The 12,946-nt window shown below is 40.9% G+C and carries 8 protein-coding genes and 1 pseudogene; 7 read left to right on the top strand and 2 right to left on the bottom strand.

Going from position 1 to position 12,946, the window contains the following annotated elements; translation table 11 throughout:
* Positions 1-24 precede the first annotated feature (24 nt).
* The gene (locus C1642_RS06185; RefSeq protein WP_000243381.1) at positions 25-1,647 is read right to left on the bottom strand and encodes a BCCT family transporter; all 1,623 of its coding nucleotides are present in this window, start codon (positions 1,645-1,647) and stop codon (positions 25-27) included.
* A gap of 265 nt (positions 1,648-1,912) precedes the next feature.
* On the opposite strand from C1642_RS06185, the gene betI reads away from it, so the two are divergent.
* From betI to C1642_RS06150, 7 genes and pseudogenes are all read left to right on the top strand, one after another.
* Positions 1,913-2,536, top strand: coding sequence for a transcriptional regulator BetI (betI, locus tag C1642_RS06180; RefSeq protein ID WP_000166965.1), 624 nt, complete (start codon positions 1,913-1,915; stop codon positions 2,534-2,536).
* On the top strand, positions 2,529-4,001 hold the full coding sequence (gene betB, locus C1642_RS06175) for a betaine-aldehyde dehydrogenase (RefSeq protein ID WP_001286303.1): 1,473 nt from the start codon (positions 2,529-2,531) through the stop codon (positions 3,999-4,001). Before betI ends, betB begins: the two co-directional genes overlap by 8 nt.
* A gap of 96 nt (positions 4,002-4,097) precedes the next feature.
* Positions 4,098-5,756, top strand: a complete 1,659-nt coding sequence (gene betA, locus C1642_RS06170) for a choline dehydrogenase (RefSeq protein WP_001021934.1) — start codon at positions 4,098-4,100, stop codon at positions 5,754-5,756.
* Positions 5,757-6,267: 511 nt separating this feature from the next.
* On the top strand, positions 6,268-7,908 hold the full coding sequence (mqo, locus tag C1642_RS06165; RefSeq protein ID WP_000714073.1) for a malate dehydrogenase (quinone): 1,641 nt from the start codon (positions 6,268-6,270) through the stop codon (positions 7,906-7,908).
* Positions 7,909-7,999: 91 nt separating this feature from the next.
* Positions 8,000-8,470, top strand: coding sequence for a hypothetical protein (locus C1642_RS06160; protein WP_103236073.1), 471 nt, complete (start codon positions 8,000-8,002; stop codon positions 8,468-8,470).
* A gap of 216 nt (positions 8,471-8,686) precedes the next feature.
* Positions 8,687-9,565 (top strand): homocysteine S-methyltransferase family protein, encoded by an 879-nt coding sequence (locus C1642_RS06155; RefSeq protein ID WP_103236072.1) that lies wholly within the window; start codon positions 8,687-8,689, stop codon positions 9,563-9,565.
* A 5-nt stretch (positions 9,566-9,570) separates the two neighbouring features.
* A pseudogene (locus C1642_RS06150) lies at positions 9,571-10,900 on the top strand (basic amino acid/polyamine antiporter).
* A 54-nt stretch (positions 10,901-10,954) separates the two neighbouring features.
* Here C1642_RS06150 and C1642_RS06145 read toward each other — a convergent pair.
* Positions 10,955-12,868 (bottom strand): lipase family alpha/beta hydrolase, encoded by a 1,914-nt coding sequence (locus C1642_RS06145; protein ID WP_103236071.1) that lies wholly within the window; start codon positions 12,866-12,868, stop codon positions 10,955-10,957.
* Between the last annotated feature and the right edge of the window lie 78 nt (positions 12,869-12,946).

Here is a 12,946-nt window from a genome sequence, read left to right as displayed (position 1 = left end):
ATAAATAAATGTGATGAACCAAGGTTATAAAACCTCGGTCACTTTGTTCTGGTCACAATTCGATGGAATAGAAATGTCTTTTGAAATAGCTAACTGCTTTTTCGCAACATTCGGGTCAAAATCATCTTGCTTTAAGGCTTTGGCTAGACCAAACATATAAAGCAAAATAATGACTGAAAATGGTAAACCACATAACACCACTGCACTTTGCATGGAGTTAAAACTACCTGCTAATAATAAGCCGATACTTACAATGGTAATGACCACAGACCAAAAGATGCGTAACCAGATCGGTGAATCACTATCACTGGTGCCCCCTTTCGAGGACAAATTGGCGATCATTAGTGTACCAGACCCAACCGGTGTCAAAAATAAAACGAAACAAATTACAACAACAATCCCGGCAATATACGGATTAAACGGGAGATATTCGAGTAATTTGAATAATGACAATGCAGGGTCACTTAAAACCATATCACCTAAAACTTTCTGTTTTTGATTGAGAATTAAATGAATTGCAGTATTTCCAAAAATCGAGATCCAAGCCAAGGTAAAACCTAATGGAATAAGGCATACACCCAAAACCACTTCTCGAATAGTTCGGCCTTTGGAAATGCGGGCAATAAACATTCCTACAAAAGGTGCCCAAGCAATCCACCATGCCCAATAAAACACAGTCCATGAACCCAACCAGCCACTGGCTTTTTGATTGTATAAATACATATCAAAGCTTTTACCCATAAAATTATTAAGGTAATCACCCGTATTTTGCACAAGACCATTTAACAAATGGTTGGTCGGTCCTGTTAAAAATACAAATAAAAGTAAGGCATAGAGCAAACGTAAATTAATCCGTGATAACCATGCCAAGCCTTTTTCAATCCCGACCACTGTAGTAACTGTCGCCACAAACATCATGATTAAAACTGCAGTAATTAAAGTTGCAGAGTTATCAGGAATTTCAGGAATTAAATAACAAATGCCTGAAACCAACACCAAAGCACCAATACCTAAGTTGGTCACCAAAGAAATTACGGTTGCTAAAATACCAAAGCCATCGACAAAATCACCTACCAGGCCATGAACTCGCTCTCCAAAAATTGGATAGAGTGCCGAGCGTAGTGCGAGTGGTAAATCTTGTCTAAAGGCAAAATAACCTAAGGTCACACCCAACAAGGCATAAAGTACCCAGCCATGAATACCCCAGTGCAAAAAGCTATAGGTCATGGCATTGCGGGCGGCCTGAATAGTACCGGCCTCACCTTCTGGCGGTCTTAGAAAATGGTCAACAGGTTCAGCAACACCATAATAAAGTAATGCGATACCAATACCTGCCGAAAACAACATTGAGGTCCAAGCCAAATAGCCAAACTCAGGTTTGTCGTGGTCTTTTCCTAAAGGAATCTGTCCCACTCTTGAGAAGGCAAGCCAAGCCACAAAGCCTAAACACAGCACAATCACCAACATGTAATACCACCCGAAAAAGTGGTTTACCTGCTCTTGCACATAGGTCAGCCAAAACTGACTTTTTTCTGGAAACAGCACAAATAATAGGCCAAAAATGCCGATACTGACTGCCGAACTCCAAAATACAAAACGATTTAACCGAATATGGTCTGAAGAATATCCATCACTTTTCAACACCATCTTATTGCTCCTTGCAATCGGTGTATTTTTTCCAAAATAACGTGATAAGTACCGGACTTATGCGCATCATCCTATCCGTAAGAACTTCTGATTCTATCTCTTCTACCCCGAAGTAAGATTCAAAAATTCATTGATTTTTACACATCATACTTGTTATTGATTGAACGTTCAATCAATAACAAGTATGATAAAAAAAGTGCTATGATGCTCTGCAAGTTAACATGCTGAATTTAAAGCACCCGTAAAAGTGCTGATGTGGACAATCATGACAAAACGCAGAGTAAAACCAGAGCATGTGCGCCGTGAAGAGATTATGAACGCTGCACTCGACGTAATTTATGAAGTGGGGTTATCCAATACCACCATTGCACAAATTGCAAAAAAAGCCGAGTTGTCGACCGGTATTGTCAGCCATTATTTTGGTGACAAACAAGGGTTAATAAATACCTGTATGCAAGAAATGCTCAATGTTTTGCGTCGGAAAACCGAACAGTACAGAGCAGAAGCAGATTCGCATCCGGAAAGCCAGATTAAGGCAATTATTGACTCTAACTTTGACATTAGTCAGGTAAATGAAAAAGCAATGCGGGTCTGGTTAGACTTTTGGTCTGCAAGCATGCATGTACCGGACCTGAGCCGTTTGCAAAAGATTAATGATCAACGCCTGTACTCCAACTTGAAGTTTTATTTTCTCAAGTTAATGGATGAACAACAGGCCAGTGTTGCCGCAAGAGGTCTGGCAGCATTGATTGATGGATTATGGCTACGTGGCAGTTTAAGCCGTCACAATGAATTTGACAGCGAACTGGCCCGTTCCATTGCTTACGATTATGTAAAAACGCAATTGCAATTTGCGAACAAGCCTTTGCAGGAGAGACAAAATGAGTGATGTACAAGTTCATCAATTGTATATCCATGGACGCTACGTTGAAGCAACCAGTGGTAAAACATTTAATAGTATTAACCCTGCCAACGGCGAAATTATCGCGACTCTTCAACAGGCATCTGAACAAGATATTGAAGCTGCTGTAAAAAGTGCCCAACAAGGACAAAAAATCTGGGCAGCCATGACCGCTATGGAGCGTTCACGTATTTTACGCCGTGCTGTCGATATTCTCCGTGAACGTAATGATGAGCTTGCCCGTCTTGAAACACTCGACACCGGTAAAGCCTACAGCGAAACATCTACCGTCGATATTGTGACTGGTGCAGATGTACTCGAATACTACGCAGGACTTGCAACAGCTATTCAGGGCGAACAAGTTCCGCTTCGCGAATCAAGTTTCTTTTATACACGCCGTGAACCTTTAGGCGTAGTTGCAGGTATTGGTGCCTGGAACTATCCAATCCAAATCGCTTTATGGAAATCTGCCCCTGCACTTGCTGCCGGCAATGCCATGATTTTCAAGCCAAGCGAAACAACCCCACTTACTGCATTAAAACTTGCAGAAATCTATACAGAAGCTGGCTTACCAGACGGCGTATTTAACGTGGTACAAGGTGCTGGTCGTGAAATCGGTCAATGGCTCACAGAACATCCTGTGATTGAAAAAATCTCATTTACGGGTGGCGTAGAAACTGGCAAAAAAGTGATGGCAAGCGCTGCTGGCTCTACACTAAAAGAAGTGACTATGGAGCTTGGTGGGAAGTCGCCACTGATTATTTGTGAAGATGCTGACCTTAACCGTGCCGCAGACATTGCAGTTATGGCGAACTTCTTTAGCTCAGGTCAAGTATGTACCAACGGTACGCGCGTATTTGTTCCAAAATCACGTTTAGCCGACTTTGAAAAAGCGGTTGTAGAGCGTGTAAAACGTATTCGTATTGGTGACCCAATGGCTGAAGACACAAACTTCGGTCCGCTCACTAGCTTCCCTCATATGGAAAAAGTGTTGTCTTTCATTGAGTCAGGCAAACAACAAGGCGCTAAAGTATTAATCGGTGGCGGTCGTGCGACCGAAGGCGAGCTTGCCAAAGGCGCTTATGTACTACCAACTGTATTTAGCGACTGCACTGACCAAATGGCGATTGTTCAAGAAGAAATTTTTGGACCTGTCATGAGCATCTTAAGCTATGAAACCGAAGAAGAAGTGATTCAACGTGCCAACGATACGACCTTTGGTCTAGCTGCCGGTGTGGTCACTCAAGATATTAGCCGCGCTCATCGCATTATTCACCAAATTGAAGCTGGTATTTGCTGGATTAACACTTGGGGTGAATCACCTGCCGAGATGCCAGTCGGTGGCTACAAGCAATCTGGTGTGGGCCGCGAAAATGGCTTAACCACGCTTGGGCACTATACCCGTATCAAATCTATTCAAGTTGAACTTGGCGATTATCAAAGCATTTTTTAATGCCCCTATCGCTCTAAAACCTTCAACCTAAATCACATATGCCGAGCAGTCTTTATAGATTGCTCAGGCAAACTGTTAGTAAAAAAAAGGATAGTTATGAATATTAAAGAATATGATTACATTATTATTGGCGCAGGATCTGCCGGAAATGTACTCGCTGCGCGTCTTACTGAAGACAAAGATACCACCGTTTTACTGCTAGAAGCAGGTGGACCAGATTATCGCTTGGATTTCCGTACACAAATGCCGGCAGCTTTGGCCTACCCTCTTCAAGGTCGTCGCTATAACTGGGCTTATTTAACTGACCCAGAGCCACACATGAACAACCGTCGTATGGAGTGTGGTCGTGGTAAAGGTTTAGGTGGCTCATCTTTAATTAATGGTATGTGCTATATCCGCGGTAACGCAATGGATTTAGAACAATGGGCGACCCATAAAGGCCTTGAGAATTGGACTTATGCCGACTGTTTGCCTTACTACAAAAAAGCCGAAACTCGTGACATTGGTGGCAACGACTATCATGGTGATAGCGGCCCTGTATCAGTGGCTACTCCAAAAAATGGCAACAACGTGCTGTTCCATGCCATGGTTGAAGCAGGTGTACAGGCAGGTTACCCACGTACTGACGACTTAAATGGATACCAACAAGAAGGTTTTGGTCCAATGGACCGTACCGTTACGCCTAAAGGCCGCCGTTCAAGTACCGCACGTGGTTATTTGGATATGGCAAAAGGTCGTCCAAACCTCACTATTTTGACTCATGCAACGACCAATAAAATCTTGTTTAATCAAAAGCAAGCGATTGGTGTTGAATACATTATTGGTGCTGATCAAAACAACTTGCAACGCGCTTTGGTTAAACGTGAAGTATTACTGTGTGCAGGCGCAATTGCGTCACCGCAAATTTTACAGCGTTCAGGTGTAGGTCAAAGTACCTTCTTAAAATCAATGGACATTGATGTGGTTCATGATTTGCCGGGCGTGGGTGAAAACTTGCAAGACCACCTGGAAATGTACTTACAGTATAAATGTAAGCAACCCGTTTCTTTATACCCTGCTTTAAAATGGTATAACCAACCTGCCATTGGTGCCGAGTGGTTATTCAATGGTACAGGTATTGGTGCAAGTAACCAGTTTGAAGCGGGTGGATTTATCCGTAGTTCGGATGAGTTTAAGTGGCCAAACATTCAATACCACTTCTTGCCAGTAGCTATTAACTACAACGGTAGTAATGCAGTAAAAGAACATGGCTTCCAAGCACACGTGGGTTCAATGCGTTCGCCTTCACGCGGTCGTATCAAACTTAAATCGAAAGACCCGTTTGCGCATCCAAGTATCTTGTTTAACTACATGTCGACTGAACAAGACTGGCGTGAGTTCCGTGATGCAATCCGCATCACGCGTGAAATCATGCATCAACCTGCGCTTGACCCATATCGTGGTGATGAAATTAGCCCGGGCAAACATTTGCAGACAGATGCAGAGCTTGATGACTTTGTTCGTAACCATGCAGAAACAGCTTACCACCCGTCTTGTAGCTGTAAGATGGGCGAAGACGAAATGGCTGTTGTAGATGGTCAAGGCCGTGTACACGGTATGAATGGTTTGCGTGTAGTTGATGCCTCAATTATGCCGCTGATTATTACCGGTAACTTAAATGCAACCACCATTATGATTGCCGAGAAAATTGCAGACCAAATTCGTGGACGCGAAGCGTTACCACGTTCGACTGCACCATTCTATGTAGCGTCTTAAAATCATTCAGGGCATATTTCTTATGCAGGAATATGCCCTTAATTTATTATTTATAGCACTCATATTAATAAGAAGTATGTATGACAGAAAAATAAGGTCATGCAAGGATATTAATTACATCAATAGGTCATAAATTAAAAATTCACCTATTTTTATCGAAGCATATCCTTCAAATGGCTCAAGTTTAACCAAATTTATTTTATTAATTTATTTTCAATAACTTACAATAAGATTAAAACTAAAAATAATCTTATAAAAGTTTAATTTGATCAAATATAAATCATATTTATGATTTTAATAGAACCCATTTATTATAAAAATTGTATTGTCAATGCAAAATTAGTCTAAAATATAGAGTGTTTGCGATAATCCCAAGTAATTTTTCTTTTTTCAAAGTTCTCTGTTTTGGAGAATTTTACTTTCGCATTTATATCCGTTTTGTCTGGATACGCTGTCTAGGTTTCCTCACACCTTAAGTGACTCAAATAACTTATTTTAAGGTCCCCCTTACATGAAAAAGTTTTTGAAATACCTTCTGGTATTAATCATTCTTATTTTAATTGCGGGTATTGTTTTCTTGTTTAGACCGATTGCGTCAAAACAAGTACAAACTGCAAAAGATGAGCCAGTTGTTGATGCTGTTCTTGTTGGCGGCGGTATCATGAGTGCCACTCTCGGTACTTATTTCACTGAGCTTGAACCGAATTGGCAAATTCGTATGTTTGAGCGTCTTGATCAAGTTGCTCAAGAAAGTTCAAACGGCTTTAACAATGCCGGAACAGGCCACTCTGGCTTTATGGAAATGAACTATACCGAAGAGAAAAACGGTAAGATGGAAATTGCCAAAGCTGAAAAAGTTGCTTCTCAGTTTGAAGTTGCTAAACAGTTCTGGTCATATCAGGTAAAACAAGGCGTTTTAGCTGAACCAAAAACATTCATTAACCCAGTTCCACACATTGCTTTCGTTTGGGGCGATAACGTTAAATTCTTAGAAAAACGTTATGCTGCCATGATTCAAAGCCCGCTTTTCAAAGGCATGAAATTTACTGAAGACCCAGCTGTGATTAAACAATGGGCGCCTTTAGTCATGACCGATCGTGATCCAACTCAAAAAGTTGCAGCGACTCGTATGGAAGTTGGTTCTGACGTGAACTATGGTTCAATCACTAAACAATTAGTGAATCACTTAAACCAAAACCCTAACTTCAAATTACAGACTTCAACTGAAGTGACTGGCATCAGCCAAAATGATGACAAAACTTGGACGGTGTCTTTCAAAAATTTGAAAACTGGTAAAACAGATCACGTTAAAACACGTTTTGTATTTATCGGTGCAGGCGGTGCCGCGGTTAAATTATTGCAACTTACTGGTTTACCAGAAGCGAAACAATATGCTGGCTTCCCTGTAGGTGGTGAGTTCTTAATTACTGACAACCCAGCAATTACTGCTCAGCACACAGCGAAAGTATATGGTCGTGCGGAACTTGGTGCGCCTCCAATGTCTGTACCACATATTGATACACGTTATATCGACGGTAAAAAATATGTATTGTTTGGACCATTTGCAACGTATTCAAACAAGTTCCTAAAAAATGGTTCTCAACTTGACTTACTTGCTTCAACAAACAAAAGCAATGTTTTACCAATGACCACTGTTGGCTTGGAAAACCTTGATCTTGTTAAATACTTGGTGAGCCAAGTGATGATGTCAGATGAAGACCGTCTCAATGAACTTCGTAAATACTACCCAGATGCGAAAGCTGAAGACTGGCGTTTAAGCCAAGGTGGTCAACGTGTTCAAATCATCAAAAAAGAACCGGGTAAACCTGCAACACTTCAATTTGGTACAGAAATCTTTGCATCTAAAGATGGTGCAGTAACTGCATTGTTAGGTGCGTCTCCAGGTGCTTCGACTTCTCCATACATCATGCTTAACTTGCTTGAAAAAGCTTTCCCTCAGCAAACTGAAGGTAAGTGGAATCAGAAGCTTCATGAAATTGTGGTTTCTTATAAACAAGACTTAAGCAAAGACCCTGTGTTACTCGACAAAGTTCGTCAGTACACAAGCTCTACACTTGGCTTGAACTATACATCTCCGTTCAAAGCTGCAAACGATGAAACTGCTGCTGCCCCTGTTGCAAAAGCAAACTAAGTTTGATGATGTATAAGTAAAATATCAAAAGGATGAATTTCGATTCGTCCTTTTGTTTTTTAAGACTTCTGTTGAGATATTTAGATTCGCTATGACGCCTTTAAAATCATCACCTCGCCTCTTACCGTTTTGTTTTAAGCTCGTGCTTGTTTTGCTACTGGCTTATCTTTTGTTAAGCGGGTTTTATATGTGGATGATTGGTGGTACAGCCATTTATGTCAGCTCAGCCCTGTTAATTGCCATAACGGCTTATGCATTTAAGCTCGGTAAATATCAAAAACTATGTGCTGTTTTAAATGTGCTCATGAGCGCAGCCGCACTATATTTCAGCATGGCTCATCTATTTTTCTCCCCTATCCAGTTCTTTATATTTTTACCTGCGCTATTTTTTGTTGTGTTGGCTTTTGCACACTTGAGTAAAACTCGTCGCTTATCTAAGGTACTCATATTAATTAGTTTATTGATTTGGTCAGGCGTACATTTTACGCAGCTTGAACAACTCAAAGCGTATTATCAAACACAGCATACTGGTGAAAGTTGGCAGCAATACGGCGCGCTATAAGACTATTTTTAGTCTGTATACTTCATGAATATCTATTTTCTTTTTCACATGAAGTTCATCAGTAAAACTGAACAGCATTTACAGAATTCCTTTTAAGAAAAAATATTCATAACAATCTAATTTATTTAGAAATATATCGAGCATATTAGCGATTGAATAGCATTCATCTACACGCTAGATTAGCTGAATTATTTTTCTCCCTTTACATTGTAATTTATGAAAATTTTAGATGGCGGTTTAGGCCGTGAATTGGCTCGCCGTGGCGCTCCGTTTCGTCAACCAGAGTGGTCTGCTCTTGCACTCATTGAAGCACCTGAAACAGTAAAAGAAGTCCACCTCGACTTTATCAACGCTGGTGCAGAAGTCATTACAACCAATAACTATGCGGTTGTGCCATTTCATATTGGTGAAGAACGTTTTGAAACTGACGGCGTGCGTTTAATTAAAGTTGCGATTGAACAAGCAAAAAATGCAGTTAAAGAAAGCGGCAAAAATGTCAAAATCGCAGGCTGCTTACCACCGTTATTTGGTTCTTACCGTGCCGACTTGTTCCAGCCAGAACAGGCTAAAAACCTTGCTGAGCCAATTATTAACACATTGGCACCAGAGGTTGATTTTTGGCTCGCTGAAACTCAATCGTGCTTAAAAGAAGTTGAAACAGTCCATGCGTTATTACCACAAGATGGTAAAGACTATTGGGTGTCATTTACGCTACAAGACGAAATTAAACAAGAACAAGCGCTACTTCGTTCAGGCGAAAACATGCAACAAGTGGCTGACTTTATAAAGCAGTCAAATGCCAAAGCGGTGTTGTTTAACTGCTGCCAACCTGAAGTGATCTTGCAAGCGATTAATGAAATTAAAGGGCTTATTCCTGAGTCTGTACAAATTGGTGCTTATGCCAACGCGTTCCCACCGCAAGATGAAAGCGCTACTGCTAACGATGGCCTTGATGAAATTCGTAAAGACTTAGACGCTCCAGCTTATCTTGCTTTTGCCAAACAATGGCAGCAAGCAGGTGCAAGTTTAGTGGGCGGTTGCTGTGGTATTGGACCAGAACACATTGCTGAACTTTCTCAATTTTTTAAAGAATAAATACCATGTCTGCTGCCAAAATCGGATTATTGTCTCTTACAGCGCTGGTCTTTAGTTCTATGGTGGGGCGTATTTAGCCTCCCCCAAAATATGGCTCAAGTTGCCAACGGCTCTGCCCTTCTTGTTGCATGGCTCATTACTGGGGTCGGCATTATTTTCTTGGCCCTCTCGCTATTACATTTAACCCGTCAACGGCCAGATCTAGACGGCGGTATTTATAACTATGCACGCGAAGGCTTTGGAGACCTCATCGGGTTTTGCTCGGCGTGGGGCTATTGGTTGTGTACTACCATTGGTATTGTTGGTTATGTGGTGATTGCCTTTTCAGGCGTCGGCATGTTTACCGACAGCAAAGACCACGTTATTTTTGGTGAAGGTAATACGCTCTACTCACTGATTGGCTCAAGCATTTTTGTATGGCTGGTGCACTGGTTAGTAAGCCGAGGTATTAAGGAAGCTGCGATTGTGAATTTACTGGCAACCATTGCCAAAATTATTCCAATGGTGGTGTTCATCTTCTTTACCTTCATTGCCTTTAAGTTTGATTTATTCAAACTCAACTTAAATGACTTTTCTTTAAAAGTTCCCCTTTGGCAGCAAGTAAAAGACCTGATGCTTATTACCCTTTGGGTATTTACCGGTATTGAAGGTGCGGTAGTTTTATCATCACGTGCCAAAAACCGTCATGACATTGGTAAAGCGACTATTTTAGGTGTGTTGCTGGCATTAAGTTTTTACGTCATGGTCACAGTATTGGCTTATGGTGTGGTGAGCCGTGAAGCGCTTGCAGGCATGCACAACCCATCTATGGCGACCATTTTGCAGCAACTCATCGGTCTACCAGGTACCATCATTATTACTATCGGCTTGATTATTTCAGTTTCATCGTCTTATTTAAGCTGGACGTTATTTGCGACCGAAATTCCATATCTAGCTGCAAAAAATGGTGCATTCCCAAAACTATTTTTAAAGAATAACCAAAATAATGTACCGATTTCATCACTATGGCTGACCACTATTGTGGTGCAAGGTTCTTTGATTGCCGTGTATTTTTTTAATAAAAACTACACTCAGCTTTTATTGATTTCATCGGTAATGATTTTGCTACCTTATTTTCTGGTATCGGCTTTTTATCTTAAAGAATCTATTCGCCACAAACGCACTCCGCATATTGCGATTGCAAGTGTCGCTTCAATCTATGCACTTTGGTTGCTCTATGCCGCAGGTTTAGACTTACTGTTGTTGTCTGGTGTGCTGTATTTGGTCGGCTTGGTTATTTTTTCAATCAGCTACTTTGAGCATAAAAAATCGCTCAAACAAAACCAGCTTAATTAATCATTTCAACCACTGTTGAGCCATTTCAGCAGTGGTTTTCTAAAAACAAAAATTCTATTTTGAAGGCTGTGACTGCTTTAAATGCAATCGTAAAATACGGCGTAATTCTAAAATTGCCTCAGGGCTAGTTTGAATCGAATGCCCACCTTTAATAATCAGCTCCGATTGCTCCCCACCCAAATGTGAACTTTGATACGGCACAATCCCATCACTCATTTTTGTCTTATCTGTAGTGCCATTTATGTTGCCCATAATTGAGTGATAGACCACGTTGGACGATGGCTGAATGGCTTGGGTCAACTGCATAAAGTTAGAAGAACGACTTAAATTACTCGCTCCATTTTCAATTAAGCCTTTTCTGAGTTTTGTATTTTTCTCATCTCTCATTTCAACGGCAATAAAAAAGTCGGCAGGCAAACGAATAATACGGCGAGCAATTTGGGTAAACCATCGGTCAGCATAGTCAGTACCATGATGCGGCGCCGAAACAAAAACAACCCGCTTAAAATAGGGCAAATCTTTGAACTGAAAACGCTCTCGAATAACCGGATTTTCTTTTAAACGCTTTAACTGTGCTTCATTCATTTTTTGCATGGCTAAATCAGAAACGTCTGCATCGCTTACTAGCAAGCGGCTAATCACTCCGCCCATACTATGTCCAACCAATACGGCATCATGTGCAGCGTAGCTGTCTTTGGCAACGTTTTGAAAAGCCTGATTCAGCAAAGAATAAATCTGAAAACGACTTTCAAAAATCGGCATATTGGTTGAATAAAACACCTGCCAAACCTGGTAGTTTTGTCTTAATTCGGCATCACCCATAATGTCATTTGTTAGGCTCACCCATGCCTCTGGGCTGCTTGCCAAGCCATGAATAAACACAATAATTTTTTTATCGGGGTTAAAAGGTTCCAGCATATATAAATGCGGCATAATCAAATTGGCTTCTTTATTAATTAAAGACCAATAGCCTGCTGCACCTAAATTATATTTCGATAACCATAGCCCATAAGGCGCCGAATAGTTGGCAGTGAGCGGATAGTCCACGCCTTCAACTTTTACACGGTCTTGCCTGTAGGGATCGAACATCGCAATTTCTAACTCTGCCCCATCAATGACCTGATCGGCTGTGGCCTTTTGTTTTGGGTAGGCAATGGCCGTGACTGGAAAGAAACGTGGTAAATGAATATTGGGATTACTCTGGTGAGCATAAAAAGCGTCGGGATCTAAAATAAAACCATGATTTACATCATGCTCCTTACGTCCCACAATAAATTCCGCACCTAAACCATCCTTACGGTTGACGGTATTAAACCCTGAAAAGTTCATGTTATAGCTAGAGCGAAAGGTATCGACTTCAATATGCTGTACATCTACAGCATGATCAAAGTTAACGTGGTACTCATGCCCATCTGCTTTTAGTAAAGGTGGGAAATGAAGCGTATTTAAATGATTAAAATACGTGGTCATGAGCTTCGACAAAGCGACGTTATAAAAGATACGTACCTGATTTTGGCGATGGTCAAATACCCGATCAAAAGGCGACTCTTCAGAGTCAAATAAATAGACATAACTATAACGCAAGCTTTTATCGAACAGCGCTAACTCTTGCTCAACGCAACTGTTACTTTTAAGAGTGACATTACACTGGCTGCTACGCCCAACATCTAAAGCTTTTGCCAAATAAATTTCACTTAGCGCAGCATAGCGTTCTTCTCGACTGCTATTTTCAGACAATCCCTGAATTTTATTTAAACAAACATTGAAGTTTTGCAGACAAGACGTTTCACTTTCTTTGACCAAATACAGCAAGTTTTGGGTTTGATGACTTAAAGTATTGTCGGTCAAAATGCTTTCATTTTTACTTTTTAAAGCGCTGCTTAAGTTACTTTCTTTTAAATGAATGACCTGACAACCGCTCAGCAGTCCCATTATTGTAAGCACTAAATAATGGCCGGATTTTGTCATTGTGCATTCCTTTATCGAATGTATTTCCCCACCCATCATTATGCCTGTAAAGCTGTGCCCGAACAATTTCGGCTCAGC

The organism is Acinetobacter sp. AKBS16 (assembly GCF_002899995.1).
In the GTDB taxonomy this organism is placed as follows: Bacteria; Pseudomonadota; Gammaproteobacteria; order Pseudomonadales; family Moraxellaceae; genus Acinetobacter; species Acinetobacter baumannii.
Note: the sequence above shows the minus strand (reverse complement) of the source record. Positions and strands in the feature narration are given on the sequence as shown.